Origin of the sequence: Candidatus Brachybacter algidus, assembly GCF_016707225.1 — a bacterium.
Taxonomy (GTDB): Bacteria; Bacteroidota; Bacteroidia; order Chitinophagales; family Saprospiraceae; genus Parvibacillus; species Parvibacillus algidus.
Window position 1 is genome coordinate 313,555 of sequence record NZ_JADJID010000003.1, and the last position, 25,421, is coordinate 338,975.

A 25,421-nucleotide genomic window follows, 5' to 3' on the forward strand; every position below is an offset into this window, starting at 1 on the left:
GAAGTGTTAATTAATATTGACTATTAAGGCAAAGATAATAATTCCTCGATAATCTTGGACAATGATTTGCCCTAAAGCAATTTTAGTGAATAAAATGTTTAAATTTCCACATAAACACCACACAATATTCTGATAGCTTAGAAATATCAGTAGTCAGTAGTCAGTAGTCAGTAGTCAGTAAGTCCAACATTACAAATAGAGTTCCTTCTCTGATATAATTCTAACATTTTATAAGTCCTAATTTTGAACAACTAACCCCGTTTCCACAACAATGCCATGAGCCATCAGCCATTAGCCATTAGCTAACAGCCATCACACACATGCTCCGCCTCATTTTTAATTCTCCATTTTCAATTTTCAATTTCTTCCCTTCTACCTCACCACAGTAATATCTCCTTTATATGTAAGCTGTCGACCATCGCGTAGCGTGACTACTGCTAGGTAAACAAAGACCGCCGGCGTGTTCGTCTTCTGTTCGCCAAATCTTCCGTTCCAGCCATAGGCAGGGTCATCCGGTGGCGTATCCTCTATCGAAAACTGTACATCACCCCATCTATTAAATATCACCAACTTATTGATCCGTGTTACGTTTCGATCCGTCTGTATATAAAATACATCATTTATTCCATCATTGTTCGGACTGATAGCCGTCGGTATAAATACCCGGATCACACTCTTCACTCTGATCTCGATAGAGTCCTCTGCGACACATCCGTTTTCATTCGTCACCACTACATTATATACTGTCGTGATCGTCGGCTCTACCGTCAACTGTGGACAGTCATTGCAACTCGTACCCTCCGGATTTGAACTCCATACTATGTTTGCATCTTTGATATTTATCGAGATATCAGGACTAATTGTCACTATATCTCCTTCAGCTATAACCTTATTTGTCCCCAACTCTACCTTAACCTCCTTCGGATTCTCTATCAGTATTGTCTGTGCATAATGACAGCCGTTATCATCCAGTACCTCAATAGTATGATTACCCGGTCCTAGATCTGTGAAATTTACCGTAGGTCCATAACTGCCTCCGTCTATCGAATACTCAAACGAAGGAGTGCCCCCATTTATACCCAATATCCTCACCTGACCATCCGCTTTGTTATAACAACTGATGCTGTCCACTTCATATCCGATCCCAACTATCGCTGCATTGTCCTTCTTGACCTCTACCACATCTGTCTCCACACAACCCGTAAGTGTATTGGTCACCTCAAGCTCATAGATGCCTGCATCTACGATACCGCTCACCGTCGCTGTATTACCCGCAGCTGTTGAGTTCGTCGTATTCGTCCAACTGTAATTGATTCCCGCTCCTGTGCTCGTATTGGGACCTCCTATACTCACCGTCTCAATCACACAATCTATGTAGCCATCAGTGCCCGCATCTGCCACGGAAGCGCATTCTTCGCCAGCGTAAGTGTAGAAGTCGTCGCAGGACATAGTCCTAATGCACTCGCTACTGTATAATTAAACGTATATCCTGTCCCTTCCGCTAAACTATTAAAATCCAGTACTCCTGTCGTCGCATTGAACGCAGATCCGATATTCGGCCCGCCTGTATACAACCACGTACCGCCCAGCTGCTGCTGACTTAGTACCGTATCCAGATCCACACTGCTCCCAAAATCAGCACACCTGTCATATACATCATTTGCTCCGGCAAAGGCCGTACTATCCAGTGTCAATATCAACTGAGCTGTATCAAAACATCCGATCGGCACTGCTGCATCCAACTTATAATATAACACGTACTGACCATAAGGACTCCCCGTGCCTACAAACATATTGCCTCCCGTTATCGTCGCCGTGCTACCCACCGGCCCACTCTCGATAAACCATGATCCAGGCTTCGTCGTTACCTTATAATCATTCAAATTGATCGTAGGTATTGTATTACAAAATGACTCCTCCGGTGAGATCGCCACTGAAGGACATTTACAGTCCTCTACTATAATATCTATCGTATACGATACCGCCTGGCAACTTGGATCACCCATTATCGTATATGTATATTCATACGTACCCGGAGTAGCTCCATTAAAGTCCTTTGGACTAAATGATGCACTTCCTGGATCGCCGCCCGGACCTGTATATGTCCACACTCCTCCTGTCACGCCGCTTACCACCAACGTATCAAAATCTACTTCATTCACATAATCAGGTGAAAAATTACTGTTACATGCCTGTTCAACTGTCTTCAAGGTAGCTACAGGTGCCGACATGATCGTCACCGTCGTTACCGCTGTCATTGGACATCCTGCCATACTATTTGTCAATGTATAAGTAAAATCATAGGTGCCCGCCGGCTGTGAACTAAAATTAGCAATCCCTCCTGCTATCACTACTGTGGATCCTACAGGTTTATTTGTCACTGTCCATGTACCCGCTCCCGTAGCACCCTGGATCGTATTATTTAAATTTATCGTGCCTACATCATTACACGTCGTCCCCGCATTCGGTGATATACTCAATGGTGGACAAATACAGTTCTGTAGATCGATCTGTACCTGCACCGGTGTCACTACACATACCCCTGCCTGATTAGGGGTATATTCATACACATACACGCCCGTATTGGTCATGCCCGTAAAGTCCTGTATCGGCAACGTCCCCCAGGGGTGCCAGGTCCGCTTACCAGTTTCCAGGTACCTGTATAAGCAATATTTCCGCTGACCAATGTATCCAGATCTACCATGCTCGGCAAAGGCTGCAATAAATCGTTGCAAGCCTGTATATTCTTAGGAGTAAGCACCAACGCTTCCTCAAATTTAACATCTATTGTCTTACTCTCTCCGCAGCCCTGACCATTGTAATCAGCACCAAACTGGAAGGTATAGGTGCCCGGCTGAACCACTGTCACCACTGTATTTGGATCATTCGCCGGTGTGAATACCACTCCTGCGATATCAGGACCGGCAGTAGCTATCCATATATACTGAAGCAATGGATCCGTCAGATTAGGAATGCCACCAAGTGTGGCTGTTAAACTATCCTCCTTCGCACATACAGCATAAGAAGCTGCCAAACTTACCGTAGGTGATGGTACCACCTGGATCGGGAAACAAGTCTCAGGCCCAGGACCACAACCATCTACTGCATTCACACATATCTGGTAATTGCCCGCTGTCGCATAATTTAAGTTGATCGTCGATCCATTTCCTACTCCCATCACTGTACCATCTACATGATTCCATGTGTAAGACAATACTCCTGTCTGTATATTCGTCACGTCAAATGTGTAATTCTCCCCGGCACACAAAGTCGTCGGCCCTGTCGTAACCGGCATAACCAACGTAGAATTCTCCGCCGTTATCGTCACAGGAAAATATTCCGTACAAATTATCTGCTGTGGCTCAACCAGGGGGTTAGAAGTATTATTCATAAAGGTTGTAACAATTGCATAGTAGTACCCGGGATTCGAAATTACGACACTACTTCCCATGCCAATTTCAACATCTAATGCATTATACCACTTAATTCCATACGCATCCGGAGGAAATACAAATCCAGGTGCCAAACTGAGAGTCGAAGTTGCTGTGCCGCCGCAAGGTAATGACGCTGGGTTGGCCTGGACCGTTCCTGACAATTGCACATCATTTATATAAAAATTTACAAGACTGTCGCACCCTCTGGAATTTACATATGTCACAATATTAGCTGCAGGTCCCGATTGAAAAGGCACCCCATCTACAAACGCAAAGAAATCATCTTCACATTTATATACCTGTTGGTCAGGACCATTGGTATTAGGCAGTGGCACTATAACAAGATTATAAGTTGTATCACAACTAGTTCCATTCGGACCTTGATAATTAAATGTATAACTTCCGGGAGGATAATTTCCACCTCGAAAATTGTATGTATCACCTTGACATACTTCACCAAAAACATTGTATTTCGGTTCTTCAAGTATTGTTATGTCCCAACAAACAGGAACAGCATCATCATTAGGGTCACAATCATTAGATGCTGTAACACAAAGTTGGTAAGGTCCGGGAGTCATTCCTTCAGGGAAAGAAATAGATGTATTTGGACCTTCGGAATCAATTGTAGATCCGTCAGGTAATGTCCAATGATAATCTGTACCAAATTGTATACCGGGGAATGAATAGTTAACTGTAGATCCTCCACAAATCATTGTGTTACCTGTTAATGTCGTCCCAATTGCATCTCCTACAAAAATTGGACTAATTCCATCATTAACATGAAACTCATAATTGCAAGTTGCTCCATTGGCTCCATCGATCACCAAATAATAAGTCGCCCCAGGTATAGTACCGTTAACAAATATGTTAAATGGAGTGTTGGCTGGTAAAACAGGAAAACTTTGGCATGCTATTGTATTAAAATAATTTCCGCATTGATCATATAGTGCCCATTGAATTCCTCCGGTGCAACCTGCTGTGATCACTTCTACATCCAATACGCCGGATGCATCTGCAATAAAAGAAAACCAAATAGGATTATTCAGAACAGAATTTGTGCTACAAAATGGTATTGGTGGATCTAGTTGCGGGACTGCACCTGTACTGATACAAAAATTATTTAGATCGCAAACAAATCCTGTACCAGATCCATTTATTGCTGAACTAGCTGCTGTAAAACAATTAAAAGCAGGTTCAATAGTAAGAGCAGGATTACATTGACTATAAGATATTTGAGTAGAAAAACATAATAAAGAAAAAAGAACGAATTTGCTGTAAATGTTAGACATGAAATAAAAATTACATTGATTATAGTTGGTTCAAAGATAACAATTATACCCTTTTATCTATGATTTATGCTAAAAAACCTCAAAACGCTGCAATTTTAAAACGCACTATAATAATTTCTCAATAGATTATTCTGATTGGTTGTTAAATCAAACCAAGGCTTGGACAGTTAATTTTGTAATTTCATCGAAAATTCCATTGCTCAAAAAATCATTTTGCAAATTATTTTGTTTAAAAATTACAAATATTTAGCAATGAACAAATCAATTTCATTTAACTTCTCATCACTCATTGGAATAATAATCCTTTTGGTATTTGGCTATTTTCTATTTTCAGTAGCGAAGATATTTTACATAATCTTTTTGTATGCCACGCCATTATTATTGATCGCCATTCTGATCATGAAGAAAGAATTGCTCTTTAGTTACTTCAAAAAAATTGGGACGAACATCAAGTTAAGCCCATTGGTTGGAATCCTTAATGGAATCGTATCTCTGTTATTTTTACCTTTTACATTGGTTGGAATGATGTTCAAAATACTTATTTCCAAAAAAATTGAAAACCTCCAGAAAGATCAAAATACTGGGACTCAGGCATCAATTTCTAATGAATTCATTGAATATGAAGATCTTTCTTTAGAAGAACGACCAGAAAGGAAAACTGTAGACAACTGGAAAATTGATAGTTGGGAAGATCGAAAAAAATAATATGCATTAAGAAGGATTTAATTCCATCTTTAAAAAATGACCCGTCAAGCTTTTAGAATTTTTTATTATTTCTTCCGGACGTCCTTCTGCTACGATTTTGCCTCCTCCGGAACCTCCTTCAGGTCCGATATCGATGACATAATCCGCTGATTTTATCATATCCATATTGTGCTCGATAATTAGGACAGTATTACCTTTGTCAACAAGTGATTGTAAAACAACCAGCAACTGTTGTATATCGCTGAAATGAAGGCCAGTAGTTGGCTCATCCAATATGTACATCGTATTGCCGGTATCCTTTTTTGAAAGCTCTTCGGCAAGTTTTACTCTTTGAGCCTCTCCCCCACTTAGCGTGGTAGATTGCTGACCTAGTGCAATGTAACCCAATCCTACATCCTGAAGTGTTTTCAGCTTTCTATATATCTTTGGAATAGGTTGAAAAAATTCAACTCCTTCATTTACAGTCATTTGAAGCACATCTCCTATAGACTTCCCTTTATAGAGAATCTCAAGCGTCTCCTTATTGTAACGTTTACCTTTACACCCTTCACATTCCACCATCACATCGGGTAAAAAGTTCATTTCAATTACTTTCATACCACCACCCTCACATATCGGACACCTTCCCCCTGCTACATTGAAAGAAAATCTCCCGATTTTATACCCTCTAATCTTAGACTCAGGCAAAGCCGCATAAATATTTCTGATCTCTGAAAACACGTTGATATATGTGACTGGATTAGACCTGGGCGACCTACCTATCGGAGCCTGATCTATTTCAATTACTTTGTCCAAATATTCTAGCCCTTCTATTGCTTTAAAAGGTAGAGGTTTAGATAGACTGTTGTAAAAGTGTTTCCTGAGTATTGGATATAATGTTTCAGTAATAAGTGAAGATTTTCCGCTGCCTGACACGCCTGTCACCATGATCATCATACCTAATGGAAGAGATAAGTCGACGTTCAACAGATTATGCCCGGTTGCGCCCAACAATTTCAGGGTTTTCCCTGAACCCTTCCTTCTTTCTTTAGGTATTGTAACACTAATTTCGCCGGCGAGATATTGAGCAGTTGTATTTTTTAATTTTAAAAATTCTTCAGGTGTCCCGAATCCTGTTACTTTTCCACCATGAATACCTGCACCTGGGCCAATGTCAATGATGTAATCGGAAGCCAACATTATATCTTTGTCATGTTCGACAACAAGCACCGTATTTCCTATTTCCACCAGTTCTTTGAGTGCCTTGATGAGCCTGTTATTATCACGCTGATGTAAACCAATACTTGGTTCGTCCAAAATGTACAGCACTCCAGAAAGTTGTGTACCTATTTGATTAGCGAGTCTGGCACGCTGTGATTCACCTCCGGAAAGTGTTCTTGCACTTCTATCAAGAGTCAAATAATCTAGGCCAACATGGTTTAAAAAATGCACCCTCATGCTGATCTCTTTTAAAATATCTTTGCCGATGCTTTGCTGTCTTTCGTCAAGTTTATCATTTAAAGTAAGAAACCAATCGTTCAATGCAGCCAATGGCATTTTATTGATTTCAGCGATATTTTTACCTGCAATTTTGTAGTGAAGGGATTCTATTTTCAGACGATCTCCTTTGCAATCAGGACAGACTTCTAATGACATAAATTCTTCTGCCCATTGTCTTATCTTTTCTGAAGAGGAATCTGAGTAACACAGTTCTATGATTCTGATCAACCCCGTAGTCTTCAGGTCATAAGTATATTCATTGTAAGAATATGGCTTGTTTCCCTCCCAATCTTTGCCATTAGAACCATAGAGAATTTGATCTAATGCAGCCATTGGAACTTTATCGATTGGAGTGGCAAAGGTAAATTTATAATCTTTGGCTATTTCACGTACCTGATTGTAATAATTTGTCTCCCGAGGAAGTCCCAGGGCAACGATGCCACCATCATTAATCGACTTGGCAAAATCAGGTATTACTTTTTGAATATCCACTTCAAATAATTCCCCTAGCCCACTGCATCTAGCACAAGCCCCATATGGAGAATTGAAAGAAAAGGTATTGGGATTCGGTTCTTCGTAAGCCAATTTGTTTTCAGGATCAGCGAGATGCTTACTAAAGAGCCTTATTTCTTCCGTGTTGTTATTAAATATATAAATAAGCCCTTCACCCATCTTCAAGGCTAACTGCAAAGAAGTAATTAGTCTGGTGAGATTGGATTCAATAACAGATAGTTTATCTATGACCAATTCAATATCATGAACTTTATACCTATCTACCTGCAGGCCTACAGAAAGTGGAGTTATCTCACCATCAATCCTGACCTTCGTATATCCTTGTTTTCTTACCTGATCAAGTAATTCTTTGTAATGGCCTTTACGGCCTTTTACTATCGGTGCTAAGATCATGATAGATGCTCCATCCAAATCACCGGTGATAGCACCCAAGATCTCTTCCTCAGAAAACTTGACCATTTTTTTACCACTGATATAAGAATAAGCTTCAGAAGCTCTTGCAAAGAAAAGTCTCAATAAGTCATAGACTTCTGTCACAGTGCCTAGCGTAGATCGTGGATTCCAGCCTGTAGTCTTTTGTTCAATAGAGATCACCGGAGATAGTCCGCTGATTTTTTCCACAGCAGGACGTTCCATTCCGCCAATCATCATCCTGGTATAATTATCAAAGGTTTCGATATAACGTCTCTGACCTTCAGCAAAAATAGTATCAAAAGCAAGACTGGACTTTCCGCTGCCGCTGATACCTGTGATGACTACCAACTTATCCCTAGGAATGTTTACATCAATATGTTTTAGATTGTGCTCATGAGCATCAATGACGACAATTGAGTTAGAGAACGAATCATCCTGTTCTTCAAGTAATACCTGATTTTGTTTGGATGTATTCGACATTAATATATTGATAATAATTTTTTAATAAATTAAAAAAACTTTGACTAGTCTTTAACTCGATCTATGGATTAGCTTCAAGATAAGTAATGATGCTATCAGCCAACTCAATGCCTATTTTCATCTGAGCTTCCTTAGTTGAACCCCCGATGTGTGGTGTCAAAGAGATCATCGGATGATCCAGGATATCTCTTCGAGGATGAGGTTCGTTGTCAAAAACGTCCAATCCTGCTCCATAGATTTTTCCTGATGCCAGACCTTCCATAAGCGCATCTTCATTAATAGCACCACCTCTTGCAGTGTTGATAAGCACCACACCATTTTTCATTTTGGCTATTTCTTCAGCACCAATGATTGGTTTACCATCAGCAAATGGTAAATGCAAAGTGATAAAATCACTGTTTTTAATTACATATTCTTTATCCACAGTATTAACTTTAACTGCAAGATTAAGATTGTCATTGCCAAAAATATTGAACTTCAATTCTGTCTCTTCGACATAAGGGTCATAAGGGAGAATTCTCATATTTGAACCCATAGCTAGTTTAGCTACTTCTTGTCCGATTCTTCCGAAACCAATTATGCCAAGTGTTTTACCTGCAAGTTCTGTACCTTTAGAATATCCTGATTTCAATCCTTTAAAGTCTGCATCAGCAGTTGACATTTCCTTTTTTGATCTGTGTATATTTCTTGACAAGGCATATATGTGAGACATAGCCAACTCAGCAACTGAACGGGTAGAAGCTGCAGGGGTGTTGATCACTGCAATGCCTTTGCTGCGAGCGTAGTCAACATCTATATTATCCATACCTACTCCACCTCTAGCTATCACTTTCAGGTTTGGGCAAGCGTCAATCAATTCTTTTCGCACCTGTGTGGCACTTCTTACGATTATGACATCATATTGCGGTAATACCTTCATTAGATCTGCCTGAGCCACCTTATTCGTCTCTACTACATACTCAGCTTCCTCCAATAACATTTTACCATCGGCCTCAATGCCATCGTTCGCGAGAATCTTTATCATTTCTTTTTTTTATTTGGGCGCAAAGTTAAACAAAGTTTCTATTCCATTACATGTCCGCCTAAACATTATAATGTTTACTAAGTCAGCAAGTGAAACTTACTGAGATCTCAATGAAGTAAATCGATTATACTCAAAAAAGTTTAATTTTGAGCAAAAATTAAACTCATGAAAATAGCAGCACTCATTCCTGCACGATATGATTCTACAAGGTTTCCAGGAAAACTCATGAAAGAGATTGGAAATAAAACAATCATAAGAAGGGTTTATGAAAACATGAAAGCAACAGAGCTCTTCGATCATGTCGCAGTAGTCTGTGATAGTGAAATAATTTATAATGAAATTATCTCAAATGGTGGGACTGCTTATATGAGTAGTATACCACATGAGAATGGTACTTCAAGGATCGCTGAAATCGCAAAAAATCTCGATTATGATATTTTCTTTAATATACAGGGAGATGAGCCTTTTGTGCACAAAGAAATCATGACGAAGCTGTTAGACCTCTTTGTAAATGACCACCAGAAAACCACCGATATTGTTTCACCAATGATGCTTATCAGAGAGGAGGAAATGATCAACAATCCAAATGTGGTTAAAGTAATTACTAATATTTTTGGAGAAGCAATGTATTTTTCAAGAAGTCCGATTCCGTTTAGAAGAAATTTGAATGTTGAATACAAATGTTACAAACACATTGGTATCTATGGTTTTAGAAAAGAAGCATTGCTCAAAGCATCTTCACTGCCGGATACACCACTTGATGCCTCAGAAATGATAGAATGCATTAAATATCTTGAGCACGGCATGAAAATTAAAATGGCCGAAACGCCTTCCCAGGGAATAAGTATTGATACACCAGAAGATCTGGAAAAAGCATTGGAGTTGTATGAAAGCGGGGTCTACTAAAACAAATGATAGATTAAACAAATTTATAATATTATCTTACCTTGCGGATATATTCAGGTAAAACAAAAGATTCATGATTAAATCCAATCCTATAATTCTTGGTATCGACCCGGGTACTATTAAAATGGGTTTCGCTTTGGTGAGATTTAATAAACCCTTGCCTGAGCTACTGGAATATGGTACTTTAAACCTTAAACACATAACAAACCCGCACGAGAAACTGCATCAGATTTTTATGAAAATTGAATTGCTGACCCAAAAATTTAATGCCAATGAATTTGCAATTGAAGCTCCTTTTTTTGGTAAAAACATCCAATCCATGCTTAAACTAGGCAGAGCACAAGGAGTAGCTATATCAGCTGCCATGTATTTCGGATTGACTACTGCTGAGTATTCTCCAAGAAAGATAAAACAATCTGTAGCAGGGAATGGAAATGCTTCAAAGGAACAAGTAGCAAGAATGATCGAAAAACAATTTGGGATAGACTTGTCTGATGCTTCTCTTGATGCTACCGATGCCTTATCTGTAGCGCTGTGTCATGCTTTTTGTCGAGATACATTGTCAGGAACAAGCAAATCTAAAGGCTGGGCTGATTTTATAAAAGAAAATCCGGGAAAAGTTAAATTGTAATAAAGATTACTCTATGTTTTTATTGATCAATTGGGCTAATTGGTTCATTTCAGATTGTGTCATTTCAACTACCGGATTTTTAAAACTCATATCAGCAACATTATTTATCGGCATAAGATGCACATGTGCGTGCGGAACTTCAAGACCAATGACAGTCATACCTACTTTAGTACAAGGCACGCTTTTTTTAATTCCTTTAGCTACTTTCTGAGCAGCGAGAAGTAAGGAAGTATACTCTTCAGGATTCATATCAAATAGGTAATCTACCTCCTTCTTGGGTATCACAAGTGTGTGCCCTTTAACCATCGGGCGTATATCTAAAAATGCAAGAAAATTCTCATCTTCATAAACTTTATGAGAAGGAATTTCTCCATTGATTATTTTAGCAAAAATTGAAGACATACCTTATTAATGTGATAATTTCAAAATTTTGAATTCTAGTGCTCCGGCTGGGGTAGTTATAACTGCCACCTCACCTTCTTTTTTACCCAATAAACCTTTACCAATTGGTGAGCTACCACTTATTTTTCCGGCTTTAAGGTCTGCTTCAGCCTCCGACACAATAGTATATTTAAATATCTTTTTTGTTTTGATGTTTTCTAACTCTACAACTGAAAGAATGGTCACTTTTGTGATATCTAATTGTGAAGCATCAATAAGTCTGGCATTAGACAATACTTTCTCAAGCTCATTAATCCGCAATTCCAGCATGCCTTGAGCATTTTTGGCTGCATCATATTCTGCATTTTCAGACAAATCACCTTTATCTCTTGCCTCAGCTATTGCCTTAGCAGCTTCCTGACGACCATTGGTTTTAAAATCTTCCAATTCAGCATTAAGCTTATCCAATCCTTCTTGAGTTAAATAGTTGTAATTTGACATATATTGATTTTAATAAAAAAACTAAACACTCCCATATGGAAGTGTTTAGTTTTATCTGATTAGAATATTGTTAAACATTTATTGGGCAATAAAGTTTAAGGCTACAAATCTATTCGGACACCAAAGTTGTGTGTACCTGAGAATACATTTGTAGTTCTATAAGCATAGTCAAAACCGATCTTAGATTTTTTCTCTTTATTGAACACAAGATTCGCTGAAGCGCCCAATGCCAAACCAGAATAAACATCTTCCTTAACAATAGCTGTTGTTTTTTGTAATTCAGCTTTATAAGCACCTCTTACTTGAAGCATATTATCCAATATACCCAATTCAACGCCGAAACCAAGTTGATCTCTGCTAAAAGAGTTTGATGTAAAGTTAACCATTGGAGATACTCTGATATCATCACCGACATAAAAATCGTAAGATGTACCTATATTCAAAGCTACCGGCAATTCAAAATTTGCGGATCTCTGATCGTAAGCCAAGTTAGTATTTGCACCTGTTTCAGATGGTTTCGTTACTGTGAAACCTTCTCCTCTGAATTTCATTGGAGTTCCAAGATTTCTGAGGGACAAACCTAATTTGAAATTATCTTTTGGTCCATTAACATACTGAACACCAGCATCGATGGCAACTCCTCTGGCAGATATACCACCGAATGATTCCATCACAAGACGAACTGCAGCACCCACAGATACTTTATTTTCAAATACAGTAGCATAAGATATACCAATATTTGCAAATGTAGGTGTGAAAGTAGCACCTGTTCCTTCAGGATAGGCAACTGTAGTCACTTTAATATCACCAACATTTACTAACATGAAGTCCAACCCAAATACACCGTTTTTACCAATTTTTTTGGCAAGACCTAATGTATTCATTGAAATATCTGTTCCTACTAGATATTGAGCGTGTCCATATGATATTTCCAGGCTATTGATCCTAGCCATTCCTGCGATATTGAGTCTGGTAGCCTCAATTCCTGTCACACCTGCAGTATTGATAGTGTGTAAGCCCGCACTTCTAGCCCATGGATTCATAAGCAATTCCCCTGCGCCTGCTGATCCTTGTCTATCAGGATTACCTGCCATTGAAGAGGCAATGAATCCGCAAAACATTAAAAATGTAAAGTATTTTTTCACGTTAATTTCTTTTGATATTTTCCAATCACTTTTAAAAAATAAAAGCAAATTAATAGTTTTTGATAAAGCGTCAGGCTTTTAATTTCCTGACGCTTAATATTGTATTTTTAGAATCCTGAGATTTCGAGCTGTCTAATAGCACCTACCCATTTTATAACTCTTTCACCTTCATCAGATTTAACGTGAATAAGGTAAATACCACTTCCCACAGTGATTCCATTTGCATTTTTTAAGTCCCATTCGATGTCCGGAACGACCTGAGCATAGACTACACCCCTTCCAACTCCTTTCTTCTCTTCTCTTACTTCATTTCTGTTGAATTGTCTGATAAATTTACCATCAAGTGAATAAATAGTTACCAAACATTTTGCAGGAAGATTCGTGATCTTTACAATGTTGCTGATCTCGTTGGTTTCGTAACCTGAGTAAGCATAGTAAGGATTCGGCACTACAGATATACTGTCCAGTGCATGATTGACTAGAGCATTATCTCTTTGGCCAAAAGCCTTACCTGAAATATTAATCTCATAACTAGGCATTCCATTATTCAATCCAGTCCTGCCTTCAGGAATAGATGAAACTTTGTAATCATTATTAACCCTTGCTTTAAAGGTAAATTCTTCCGGGATTAGACCATCCTTATAGCTCAACATACCGTTAGTCAAAGGCATTGCAATATAAGTTACCTGAGATAAAACTCTGGCCTTATTTACATCACTTGGATTCTTAAGGTTGTTGAGGAACGTAGCACATTCATTGTATTTCGTCTTAGTAACATAAATATAATGTTGTCCTCCTCCGAAGAAATTCTCTGGTGACAATAAATTGTTATTCGCATTGATCAACAGTTTTCCACTTGGGTTCCATATCATATCTCTCCCGCTCTTAGGATTTAACCCTTCTGCTTCAAACAATGTACTAAAGATCTGTGGATCATAACTAGAGTTTTCACCAAAGAATATATTCAATCTAACGCCAGTTTCAACATCAATGGAATACCCCGGGAACCAAGACATACCGGTTGAATCCGGATTTGCATTTAACACAGGATCACCATTAGCGTCAACTTCTTTTGTAATTGACCTACCTTTTCTTAAGCTAAAGCCTGATGCTTTGCCTTCAGAATCAAATCCGGCTAATGCATATTTGCTATTAGAAGATTCAACAACAATACATTTAGACCATTTGGATCTATCAGAGGTAAATACAATATCCACATTATTTAACTGTGAAAGATCATTGACCTTTAATACAGTAGATTTAATGTTAGTAGAAGCCGGTACTGGAGTAAAGAATTGATTTAAACCTGCATCCTCTCCATCTCTCAAAGCAAGAACAGCTGGCCAGAAGCTTAATTTCTCGTATACATTCTTAGGATCTTCATTCGGCTTACCATCAGTTTTGATGATGTAGTTAATCCAATCCAATACTTCAGAAATGAGTAGTGAAACGTTTAGGTTAGGACTGAAGCCATCTTGTCCATCCTGAAGGAATGTAACCCAAGGTGTGGCACCAGCAGTCTTATATTCTCCCTTTTGACCAACATAACCATTTATATCATCTTTATCTTCTCCAGGTTCATTGTTGTAGAAGAATATAGACATTCCATAATCAGCAATAAGGCGCTCATTAAACAAGTCAAAATTTTCATTTTTTACCAGTGTATCGCCATTTACATCTGTAAGAGACCATACTGCAGTTTTTTCATTTAAAACATTATCGTTTCCATTATCATCAGTAAATGCAAGGAATAATTTACCATCTATTACATCTACGGGATTGTATACTTTAACAGCTACTGGTCCACCTTCTTCCTTGTACTTAATAGTTCTATCAGCATTTGGTCCATCAGTGAAACTCAAGTTAAATAATCTATCTCTTTCTCCATCAGCCAATTCAAGAAAAGAACTATAGCTTCCCTCACCATCCAAACGTGTGATAAGTGCTCCATCTCCATAGTCAGAGTTAAGAACTCTATCAACTACTGGTCTTGGAATACCGGTATATATCTTACTGTTTCTTCTACCTCTAGCGAAAGTTATCTTTTGACCTTCACCATCCTGTGTAACTTTTTGGAAGTTGTTATAAGCATAAGCAACTGCAGTATAATAGTATTTTTTATGGTTCAATAGTTTCTGATCGCCTGAAGCAAAAAGATCCTGAGTAACCTCGAATGTATTTCTCAAACCTTTGTTTTCACCTATTACTTTAACGGTAGGTGTCCAAATGAAATGATCATCACCGTCAGGTGCCGTATGTATATGTGATGGGTTGTCAATAGCTGTCCAGTTATATAAAGTAGTCACCGTATCTTTAAGATCGACCTGTGCTACAAGTCTCGCCTTAGAGACATCATCCAATTCTGATAATGAAACGTCATTTCTACTCAATTGATAGATCTGATAACCTTGGAATCTAAAAAGTCCTTCAGCATCTTTATTTGGAGATATACCAGGATTAAATCCTGCATAATCCAAATTAAAGTTGTTAGACTTTGTCGAATCATTGCTCAACGCAATTATAATCTTTTGATTTAGTTCAATCACATCGACCTCAGGAGCGTCAGGACCGTCGAAAATCTTAAAACAATTGTCGAATAAACCTTGGCAGATATCATCCGCCGCTCTAAGATCCTTCAATGAAGGAGCGTTGTTAGGACCAGTATAATCTTGATCCGGAACCCATGGAACTCCTACAACCATGTAATTAGTCTTGTTAGATTCAAGAGTGATCGGTCCTGTAGACTGTACACTTCTTCTATCTATCCCAGGAAGAGACGGAACGGTTTTCATAGACCAACCGTTTACATTGTCCGGGTCATCAGCGAATGGATATCTTGTAATAGCTCCTCCAGACTTATAGCCAGACCCACCATATGTAAATGGAGTACCATCTTTCCATTTAGCATCCATATAATTATATAATTCCCTAAGGGTACCCGGGTCAGTAGTTCCTGCTTCAGCACTTTCTCTGTTGAAATAAGTAAATGAAGTCATTCCTATATCGTACAAAGTATCTTTACCTGAAGTTGTAGTCGAATCGATGGTAGGTCCTTCAAAATAATCGATACCAATAATTGGAACTTTTCTACCATAAGTATTAACAGAACCACCGCCTGCATTACACAATGTCATATCAGGACCTGAATTACCATCAGTACCATCTACGTTATAATAATAAACTAAACTTCTGGAAGAATCACAACCGATCAAGTCATCATCAGGACAGCCAAGATCTGAATCTACCCACCATCCGAAGATACAATCTTCAGTTACAGTAGGAGCTCTATTGACAAGTTTATATCGCATGAATGTCATATCATTCAACTGATCTGTCGTTTTAAATGCATAAGCCTGCACCTGCACTTCCATATTAATAGGTTGACCACCAAAATCTGAGTGAGCATTACCATTATCATTATATATCCAGAAAAACATTTGATCTGCATAAGTTGGAGGTACAGGATTTTCTAGTGTTGGCTCACAAGCTCCACCTACACCACGAACTTCTATGATAGGAAAATCACCTAGTGCCGGATCATATTCTCCATCACCATCATAATCGTAGAATGGTGCAAGAGCTGCTGTAGTGCTTGGAAGATTCCAATTAAATATTCTTTTGAAATAAGGATTACCTCTAGCCGGCCAACCTCTTACGTTTAGAGGAATTTGATCTTCAGTATATTCTGTACCATTTAAAACTGCTGCATTGAATAAAGCAATATGACGATCGATTTCATCGCCTCTAACCTCAAAGAATCTATCCCAGTTAGAACATTCCTGAATTGTAATTTGTCCATTATTGTCATTTAATGGGCCAGGAAACCAGTCATGCTTATTATCATAACCATACATTCTACCGGCACCCTTTAATGATCCCCCATTAAATCCAGCTACCCAAACAGCTGCTGCGAAAATGGAAGAAACAGGTTTAGAAGTGACATTAGGCACTATATACCTTCCATCTTCACGATCCCACCATACGTCACCACCATTAAGTAAGAGTGCTCTAACGTTGTTAACATTCAACTCTATCTTGGCAGTTGCAGGAGCGCACAACTCTCGCAATTCCAATGTTTCCTTGTTGCCAGGTTGAGTACCTGACTTGTAAGGTCGGTAAGCATTTACATCTGCTGTAATGAAGGTTAACATAAGAAATACGAACAAAAGAATATTATTTTTCATTTGTATTATTTTAAAATTTAAGGTCAAATTGATTTTATCGAAAATTAGGTTAATAAAATCTTTAAGAATGAAATTAATGATTAAAAATTAAAGCTGGCACCAAGATAGATTCTTCTAGGACCGTTGAAAAAGTCAGGATTATACATTAACCAATTGTATGCGTTAACATAATCTTGAGATGTTCTTCCAAAGCCTGTGCCAATTTCGTTTGATTCAATAGCAGAATATAAGTTTTGTCCAAGAGTAGTTGGCAAGAATCCATCATCAAATTCTGAACCTGATGCTTTGTACAGGCCAAAAATATTTCTTGTATTCAACACATTTGTAATCCTTAGATAAATGTTAAATGCAAGAGGATGGTCTTTGCTATCCTTATTCAGTGTAAATGACTTGTCGATTCTAAGATCGGCATTGAAATTCCATGGATATCTTTGTCCATTGTATGTGCCTATTGTTCCTGAACCACCTCTTTCAGTAGGAGTAGCAGCCTTAGTATATGGTCTACCTGATACTGCTGTCGTAATAATGTTTATTCCTGTATTTGAGAAGAAATCAAGTCCAAACCATTCTGGACCATTGTATAACTTACCTTCATCAAATCTGTAATCCAGTGTGAATTTAATTGCATGTCTTTCGTCGAAATCAAGCGGACTCAATACTCGAATCTGACCATTTCTGGCGATACTTCTTTGCGTTTGAGGATCTGAACCCGTACCATCTGCAAACTGTAAAGTATAGTTGGCTTGAAGCGTTAAATTGCTAGTTCTTCTAAGGTCATATTGTAATTGCAATCCTTTGACTGTACTAAAGTCAATGTTTCGGAAACTCAATAATGAACCTGAAACGTTATTCGTATAATTGATCAAGGCATTTTGAATCTGATCGCGAATTTCTTTATAGTATATTGAAAGTTTCAGCGCCGAAGAATTTGATAATTTCTGCTGGAAGCCGATTTCATAATCAATGTTTTTAGATGGCTTAAGATCAGGATTATTAAATTCTGTTTGTGTTTCCCACAATAAATAATTCAATCCTGAAGCATAGTTATTAGTAGGTCTTTCTACCAATACATCATAGTGACCAAAGAAGTTTGCATCTTCTGATATTGGGAATGATATTGCGATACGTGGAGAGAAACTCACTTGAGGATCATAATCCTTGAAAGAACGATTAGGATCATAAGTAGCCAATTGAATATCTGGTTTATTTACTTCATTTGGCTCCAATTTGTATCTTGGATTCACAATACCTTGTTGAAAAATATCATCAGGATTCAGCGTCTGTACTCCTTGAGAATTGTACCAGGTATCTCCTACCCTGAATGCTTTTACACCTGAAGCGTCATTTCCCGCAGTGTTTAGGTATACATATGCATTTGGATCAATATTGTCAGGTCTTGATTTACCAACCTGGTCATAATATTCTTGAGCTGAAGAAATCTCATATAAGCTATAAGGATCTTTTAATACTTTAGTATTTGCATCATATCTTTCTATCCTCAAACCTAATCTGAAGATAACATCCCTCGCCTGGAATTTGTCCTGAAGATAGAATGATTGATAAATAGGTTTGAAAGGTGCGATCAACATAGATCTTACTCCAGCTTCTGATCCGGTTGTCTTTGTGAAAAAATCGTTAAAGCTTGCGTTGTTGACTTTGTTACCTAAGTAATCGTAACCATAAAAAGAGACTAAACCTGCATTCACGAGTTCGCCTGGTGCAAACATATCTAAAGATAATTGATCAGGTGTAAGATTATTGATAAATAATGGCTCATTCAAAGGAATGCCTAGGCGCTCTCTAACTGATTTGTAAAATTTATTACCTGTTAGTTCAGATACTTTGTAATTGTATGTTTGAAATATCTGACCATCGATAATAATCGAATCTTTAGGACTATTGTAGTCAAGCTCTTTCAAATGATTATTTGAAAGGTTGTCGGCAAGTGTCCATATATTTCTTGGTTTAAAATCATATCTTCTTTGTGTATTTTGCTCATAAAGAAAGCCTAAATTTACAGAATGGCGTCCTTTATCTAATCCTCCAGGTACAATATCAAAGTTGATATCCAGTCTACCTGTGTAGGTATCTTTTTCATCTTTTCTGAATGTGTTATATGTTCTACCGACATTATTGTATAAACCAAAGATCTCGTTGAACAAGGTTGATTCAGAAAACTGACCATTGGTTGTGACAAAATTTTCTGACAAGATATCGGCTTCAGTCAATGCATTATTATAGTTAGCAAGGGCTGGATTTTGAGTACCATTAGTAATTGTACCAAGAAACGCTTCTTCCAATCTGAATTTTTGTGATACTTGTTCTCCTGTAGTTGGATCAACAAAGTCTCCTAAAATTGGATCAGACAATTTGGAATTGAATTTACCGATATAGCCATAATCAAAAAAGTTATCTCCATGACGAAGATCATTACGTCCCTTTTTTTCCTTTTCATAACCTGCTATAAATACGTATGCAACATTTTGCAAAAGACCTTTATTGCCCGATTTAGCATCTGAAAGCTTGTGCCTTAATCTTATATTACCACGAAGTCTATTAGTACTTTCGATTGGATTATTTAAATAATTAGCAAAAGCCCATTGTCTGCTAGTATAATTATAATTTTGTTCATTGCTAGATGGAGCAAAGTGATTTTCAATATCTGAATAACCAACACCTAACTGAACGTCTATGGCACTTGAAATTCTAAAATCTAATTTTCCATTCAAGTCAATGTCTCTTCTTTGTTCATTTTTAGAAAACTTAGACAATGAAGTGTTTTTTGACAAATCAAATTCTCCAGCAGAATATTTACCTCCTACTCCAATATCTCTAACAGGATTTGCCTCTAAAAATTTGATTTGATCTTCATTCATGTAAGCGACCGGATCGAAAGGAGCATTGTCATCTTTATTATTTAAAAAACGACCACCTAAGCGGAAACCTATGATTGATTTATTGTTTTTATCTTTTAATATCGGACCGGAAGTAGATACGTTGATTTCAGATCTTTCGTACACATCCAGAAATTTGGATGTTTCTCCGTCTACATATAAATTAAATTTACCACTTGGGCCTTTTGTTGTCGCCACAATGATACCGCCAGTAACATCACCATATTGTGATTCAAGTCCACCCGTGATAATCTGCAATTGCTCGATCTCACTTGGAGGTAAGTAACCACCATTCACCCGGATTCCATCAATATAATAGTTGGTGGAAGCTGTTCTGGATCCTCTTATTGAAATATCACCACCATTTGCACTTGATACACCTCCAGAAGCTGCCGCAAGTCCTGCGATACTTTTTACAGGAGCTTTCGCTATTTGCTCTGAGGTAATAGTAGTACCCTGAGTGGTATTATCTTGCTCGATCAAAGGGTTTTTGTATGCATAGATAACAGCTTCGTCCAAAAGAGTTGATTCGCCTGAGATTTGAATATTGCTCATTTTGTTGGCTTTACCATTATTCACCTGAACTCCACTTAGGGTGCTCGATGCATATCCGGTATAGGTAATGTTGACATTATAAATACCCGGAGTAACATTACTAAAGAAAAAGATACCATAAGCATCTGTAATGGTACCATCAGTTTCAACGTTATCTTTTAAAAGTCTGACTGTAGCACCAATAACAACTTCACCGGATTCTTTATCCAGGATTTTTCCGCTAAGGCTTGTTTGGGCCTCACTCACAGCAATGACACTAAAAAGAAAAGCAAAAAGTAAAATAATTCTGCTCATATCAAGTTTTTTTCAAATTATGTTTTAAGAGTTGCAATAGTAGCAAAATTTTAAGATATATATTATACCAAATGAAATTTATATTTCGTTATAATGGTCATGTGACATATAATCTTCCTTTTGCAAATCTTGAAAATCTTTGATAATCAAGTATTAACGCAATGTTAATAGACTAAATATTACTTACAATTTTATCGACCAAAATTTGCGCAATCTTTTGTTTTGACTCTATTGTCCAACCAGCTACATGAGGTGTTAAAATTACTGCCGGATGTTTCGCCATTTTATTTATCACTTCAGCTTCCTTACTATTGTAAGTTTGTGGTTTTTCATTTGGGAATACATCAAGGCAACAGCCTCCTAATCGCCCATCCTCTATTGCATTCCAAACATCATCAAGCTTTACAATTCCTCCTCTTGAGGCATTAATTAAGATAGCTCCAGGTTTAATTCTTCTTAGTAACGATTCGTCGATCAATAACGCTGTTTCATCTGTTAACGGAATATTAAAACTTATAACATCACAGTGAGCAATAATATCTTCAAAAGTAGATTGAACAATGGTTGCAGCGCAATTTACACTGTCTGAGATTTCTTTATATTTATCATATACTTTAATATTTACCCTAAATCCAGACAATACCTGAGCCAAGGCAGGGCCCGTATGTCCATAGCCTATTATACCGATCGTTTTGCCGGATAATTCACGACCTCTGGCCCCTTCCCTATCCCATTCAAAATTCTTAACCTGGGATTCACCTAATGGCAATTTATTTAGTAAAGTCAACAACATGGCTAAGCTGTGCTCTGCAACTGCCTGTGCATTTCCTTCAGGTGAACTTATCACTTTGATTCCCTTGAGTGCAGCGTGAGGCAAATCAATAATGTCCAGGCCCGAGCCCATCCTTCCAATGAAAGATAAACATTGGCCAAGATCTATTCTCGCTTTATCCATCTTCACCCGCGTATTAATAATTATGCCATCATAAGCTGCTATTATTGCGTCAATTTCATCTAGTGAAAGATGCGGCAAGTAGTCCACTTCATTACCATGCGAACTTAATCCAATTACCAGATCTTCATGACAGTTATCAGTAATCAGTACCTTCATAATATTATGTTATTTTGATAATGTAAAGGAAAGATTTATTTTCAATATTCAGTTCAAATATTAGCTTTGCACGAGTTCTTGAGGCAAGTATAAATGTACGCAAGTAAATAAAAGCAATCCAAATTTAATATCAGAAAATATGTCAACCAGAAATAATAATATTCAAACAAGTATAGCTCTTATTGCAGTGTGCATGACCTTGTTGATTGGATGTAAGAAAAAGGAAGCTGAAATTCAATACCCACGCAATGTAGATTTCTATATCAGATATCTTAGTGATGGGAATCAATTTAAAAGTCTTTGCAAAGTTAGTTTTGCTGATTCTCTTGCAGTTGGGGAAACTGATACTACTAATTATAATATCACCATAGGAGGAAAAGATATGAAACAATTGGTAGCGCCAAGTGGTAACAAAAACTATTCTCTACAAACAAATCTGCCTTACAATTCGGATTATACTATAAATATAGCTAATCCTCAAGGGAAAATCATTACTCAAGCTACCAAATTGCCAGGTATAGATAGCGTTAAGACCGAAAAAGAGATCTCTTTAAGCAAAGGAACGACCATAGAATATGCAGGAAAGCCGCTTAGCGCAGATGAAACTATAATTATAATGATCATCGGAAAGGGCTCAAAATCAAGCAGTTCTACTATTCAAGGTCCAACCACTGACAACAGGCTTCTGCTTAAGCCTGAAAATCTTACCATGTTGGAGGCAGGACCTGTAGACCTTTATTTGGTAAGAACCTTCAATCAAGATGCGGTGAATGAAAATATGAATTTCTACTTTCGAAATGAGTTTTTTACAAAGACCTATAAAATCAATCTGGTTAAATAACTTAAGTTTGGCAGCAAATAAGTTCTTGTAAAAACATTGTTACCATGGAGGTTAAGGTAGAAGTTGGAAATTAGAAATTAGAAATTAGAAATTAGAAGTTAGAATGAAACTCCGATGGATGAGTCCGACAAAGTAATAAAATATTAGATTAAAATCAAGCCCAAGACTTGAGTTTAATAAAAAAAACCTTGCATTTTTCAATACAAAGTTTTAGAAAATTTTGTGGTACCTCCAGGAATCGAACCAGGGACACATGGATTTTCAGTCCATTGCTCTACCGACTGAGCTAAGGTACCTAAGCGGGTGCAAATATAGCACTTACTTATAATTTGCAAAGAAAAGAGTAATTAATTTTCGTTGGAAATCATCAAAAGCTAGCAATGATGTTTATTATCAATGACTTATCTACAAATATTTGTTTGTAGAAGGTTCGTGTCTGGTTTACAAGTTTAAAATCCTCAAGGGGTCGCGACGGAAAAGAAAAAAAAAAAAGGGAGGGGGGGAAGGGGAAAGAGGAGGGGGGGTTACTTAGCGTATTCTCCCTTTACTATTTTAGCTTATTATACTCCAAGATCTTTTCAAATCGTTATTTTGAAACTGATTCATTTACCAATGTTATAACATTGTTAACCATAATTATTTAGTTTAATTAGCTTTGCTCATCGATTTTAAAAAGAATTGAATGAAATTTTCAGGATTTGCATATATATTGGCCTTCATTATTGGTCTCGGTATTGTTTTATTTGAATATAACTATCACGATGGCAATTTTGTGTCACCTTATCTGGTTATTCCCCTCATAATAGCAGCAGCTGGTTATCTCTTAGCACCTCAACTTGACTGGTGGTGGTATAAAAGATTTCCCCTGAATCTGGATGAAAAGATAAAAACCATTTTTGAAAAGAACAGTGAATACTATCGTAATCTAAATCCAGAAAAGAAAAAGATCTTCGATCAAAGGGTTGTATTATATATTGAAGCAAAAGAATGGCTGTACATGGGCATGCAAGAAGAAATGCCATATGATCTCAAAGCATTAGTCGCTTTTCAACCTGTCAGATTAACATTGCAGCAAAAGGATTTTCTATTGGAACCTTTCGACAGAATAGCTGTCTATCCAAATCCGTTTCTTAGCCCTGAACAACCTGACAGATATCATGCGAGTGAGATATTTGAAATGGATGGCATCGCACTTTTTTCTCTTAAACATATGATGCCTTCCTTCAAGGAACCTGAAAAATATTTCAACATTGTTCTTTATGAATACGCCAGGATCATGAAGATTTGCTCAAAAGACATTATTTTTCCTGAAGTAAATGAAAATTTCTGGTATAATCTGTATGATGTAGCGAGTTATGGCCACAGAGAAATCATGGGTGTGATAGGACTACCTGATGTAGATCCTTTCGCAGTAGCCGTCCATCACTATTTCACTTATGGCAACTATTTTGGCAATATATATCCGGAACTTTATCAGTCATTCCAGACAATTTTCAACACTTATCATCTGCCTTTGAATCCGCTACTCCGAGGAGACGTAGAAGAAGAATAAATTATGTCCATTTTCGATATTTAAAATATATCAAGGTGGCAAATGTAAATAAAACCATAAATATCCAAACAGCAGGATAACCATACTTCCAGCGAAGTTCAGGCATTTGATTAAAGTTCATTCCATAGACTCCAACAATAAAAGTGAGTGGTATAAAAATAGTAGAAATAACTGTTAGTGTCTTTATAACGCCATTGGCTCTATAGTTTAGCTCGGCATGGAAAAGATCATATAAAGCGTATATCATTTCATTGTATGTATCGGCCAGACTGCTGACATGTTGCGCATGATCGAGAAGATCGGCAAGATATATTTTGGTCTCAAGTTTAATGGATTCTGAAGTGGAAGATTTGAATTTTATGATCGCTTCCTGAATAGGTGTAATGGTCTTAAGAAAATTGATAAACTCTCTTCTGAATTTAAAGATATCTTGTTTCAGCGCTTTATCAGGATTTGTTTCTATTTTATATTCTAATTCCTCAATTTTATCTTCAAAATATTGAGTAGCTTCATTGTACTTGTCAACGATTAGGTCAATTAATGCATATGCCATATAATCTGGCATTCTGGACCTAAAGCGACTTTTTGAATTATCCACTCTTTCGTGAATAGGTTGAAAAGTGTCGTTGATATTTTCCTGAAATGAAATAATAACAGTTTCTGTAAAGAAAATAGATATTTGCTCCTTAATGATATTCTGACTTGTTTTATCATAAGAAAACGACTGGAATGAAAGGAAGTTTCCATTATCTAAATCCATATATTTAGGCACTTGGTCAACGTCGAGAATATCCTCAAGTAGTAGATTACTAATCCCATATTTGAGTCCAATTTGTTCGATTACCGACACATCATGAATCCCTATCACGTCGATCCATGTCATTCTGCTGCCGTGATGGATTCGCGACACATCACCATTGGTGATTAATTCTCTTTTTACATCGTCATCATCAAATTTTGTAATATGCAGCATTGTTTGCTGAACCTTTCTCTTACCGGTAAAAACAAGGGTGCCTGGTGGAAGACCCGGCTTTTTATAAATTCTTCCTTGTTCATATTGAGTAGCTTGTTTTGGTCTATTCTTCATA

17 protein-coding genes and 1 tRNA gene are annotated in these 25,421 nt (G+C 37.4%); 5 read left to right on the forward strand and 13 right to left on the reverse strand.

Going from position 1 to position 25,421, the window contains the following annotated elements:
• Positions 1-372: 372 nt before the first annotated feature.
• The 3 genes from IPI15_RS11205 to IPI15_RS11215 are packed head-to-tail and all read right to left on the reverse strand — an operon-like array spanning position 373 to position 4,723.
• Positions 373-1,401, reverse strand: coding sequence for a T9SS type B sorting domain-containing protein (locus IPI15_RS11205; RefSeq protein WP_287420371.1), 1,029 nt, complete (start codon positions 1,399-1,401; stop codon positions 373-375).
• A complete protein-coding gene (locus IPI15_RS11210) occupies positions 1,371-2,615 on the reverse strand; it encodes a hypothetical protein (protein WP_287420373.1) in 1,245 nt (414 codons plus the stop codon). The genes IPI15_RS11205 and IPI15_RS11210 overlap by 31 nt, the downstream gene beginning before the upstream one ends.
• Complete coding sequence (locus IPI15_RS11215) at positions 2,588-4,723, reverse strand: PKD-like domain-containing protein (RefSeq protein WP_287420374.1); 2,136 nt, start codon at positions 4,721-4,723, stop codon at positions 2,588-2,590. The genes IPI15_RS11210 and IPI15_RS11215 overlap by 28 nt, the downstream gene beginning before the upstream one ends.
• Positions 4,724-4,975: 252 nt before the next feature.
• Here IPI15_RS11215 and IPI15_RS11220 point away from each other — a divergent pair, with 252 nt between their 5' ends.
• Positions 4,976-5,428, forward strand: a complete 453-nt coding sequence (locus IPI15_RS11220) for a hypothetical protein (RefSeq protein WP_287404084.1) — start codon at positions 4,976-4,978, stop codon at positions 5,426-5,428.
• A gap of 6 nt (positions 5,429-5,434) precedes the next feature.
• Here the strand turns inward: IPI15_RS11220 and uvrA are convergent, their stop codons facing one another.
• Together uvrA and IPI15_RS11230 are read right to left on the reverse strand one after the other, a co-directional pair.
• Positions 5,435-8,314 (reverse strand): excinuclease ABC subunit UvrA, encoded by a 2,880-nt coding sequence (uvrA, locus tag IPI15_RS11225; protein ID WP_287404082.1) that lies wholly within the window; start codon positions 8,312-8,314, stop codon positions 5,435-5,437.
• A gap of 61 nt (positions 8,315-8,375) precedes the next feature.
• On the reverse strand, positions 8,376-9,338 hold the full coding sequence (locus IPI15_RS11230; RefSeq protein WP_287404080.1) for a D-2-hydroxyacid dehydrogenase: 963 nt from the start codon (positions 9,336-9,338) through the stop codon (positions 8,376-8,378).
• Positions 9,339-9,503: 165 nt separating this feature from the next.
• On the opposite strand from IPI15_RS11230, the gene kdsB reads away from it, so the two are divergent.
• Together kdsB and ruvC are read left to right on the forward strand one after the other, a co-directional pair.
• Positions 9,504-10,244: a 3-deoxy-manno-octulosonate cytidylyltransferase gene (gene kdsB, locus IPI15_RS11235; RefSeq protein WP_287404078.1), complete on the forward strand. Its 741-nt coding sequence runs from the start codon at positions 9,504-9,506 to the stop codon at positions 10,242-10,244.
• A 73-nt stretch (positions 10,245-10,317) separates the two neighbouring features.
• On the forward strand, positions 10,318-10,875 hold the full coding sequence (ruvC, locus tag IPI15_RS11240) for a crossover junction endodeoxyribonuclease RuvC (RefSeq protein WP_287404077.1): 558 nt from the start codon (positions 10,318-10,320) through the stop codon (positions 10,873-10,875).
• Positions 10,876-10,881: 6 nt separating this feature from the next.
• Here ruvC and IPI15_RS11245 read toward each other — a convergent pair whose 3' ends face one another.
• From IPI15_RS11245 to IPI15_RS11270, 6 genes are all read right to left on the reverse strand, one after another.
• Positions 10,882-11,277: an HIT family protein gene (locus IPI15_RS11245; RefSeq protein ID WP_287404075.1), complete on the reverse strand. Its 396-nt coding sequence runs from the start codon at positions 11,275-11,277 to the stop codon at positions 10,882-10,884.
• A 6-nt stretch (positions 11,278-11,283) separates the two neighbouring features.
• Positions 11,284-11,757, reverse strand: coding sequence for a transcription elongation factor GreA (greA, locus tag IPI15_RS11250; protein WP_287404073.1), 474 nt, complete (start codon positions 11,755-11,757; stop codon positions 11,284-11,286).
• Positions 11,758-11,858: 101 nt separating this feature from the next.
• Positions 11,859-12,902, reverse strand: coding sequence for a PorV/PorQ family protein (locus tag IPI15_RS11255; protein ID WP_287404072.1), 1,044 nt, complete (start codon positions 12,900-12,902; stop codon positions 11,859-11,861).
• A 107-nt stretch (positions 12,903-13,009) separates the two neighbouring features.
• Positions 13,010-17,086 carry a hypothetical protein gene (locus IPI15_RS11260; RefSeq protein ID WP_287420375.1) on the reverse strand — a complete coding sequence of 1,359 codons (4,077 nt, stop codon included), beginning with the start codon at positions 17,084-17,086 and terminating at the stop codon, positions 13,010-13,012.
• 80 nt (positions 17,087-17,166) lie between these two features.
• Positions 17,167-20,829: a TonB-dependent receptor gene (locus IPI15_RS11265; protein ID WP_287420378.1), complete on the reverse strand. Its 3,663-nt coding sequence runs from the start codon at positions 20,827-20,829 to the stop codon at positions 17,167-17,169.
• A gap of 172 nt (positions 20,830-21,001) precedes the next feature.
• Positions 21,002-21,940: an NAD(P)-dependent oxidoreductase gene (locus IPI15_RS11270; RefSeq protein ID WP_287420380.1), complete on the reverse strand. Its 939-nt coding sequence runs from the start codon at positions 21,938-21,940 to the stop codon at positions 21,002-21,004.
• Between the two features lie 139 nt (positions 21,941-22,079).
• On the opposite strand from IPI15_RS11270, the gene IPI15_RS11275 reads away from it, so the two are divergent.
• Complete coding sequence (locus IPI15_RS11275) at positions 22,080-22,781, forward strand: hypothetical protein (protein ID WP_287420382.1); 702 nt, start codon at positions 22,080-22,082, stop codon at positions 22,779-22,781.
• 223 nt (positions 22,782-23,004) lie between these two features.
• Here IPI15_RS11275 and IPI15_RS11280 read toward each other — a convergent pair.
• A tRNA-Phe gene (locus tag IPI15_RS11280) sits at positions 23,005-23,077 on the reverse strand.
• 386 nt (positions 23,078-23,463) lie between these two features.
• Between IPI15_RS11280 and IPI15_RS11285 the strand changes: the two genes are divergently transcribed.
• A complete protein-coding gene (locus IPI15_RS11285) occupies positions 23,464-24,333 on the forward strand; it encodes a zinc-dependent peptidase (RefSeq protein WP_287420384.1) in 870 nt (289 codons plus the stop codon).
• 1 nt (position 24,334) lies between these two features.
• Here IPI15_RS11285 and corA read toward each other — a convergent pair whose 3' ends face one another.
• Positions 24,335-25,420, reverse strand: coding sequence for a magnesium/cobalt transporter CorA (gene corA / locus IPI15_RS11290; protein WP_287420386.1), 1,086 nt, complete (start codon positions 25,418-25,420; stop codon positions 24,335-24,337).
• Position 25,421 lies beyond the last annotated feature (1 nt).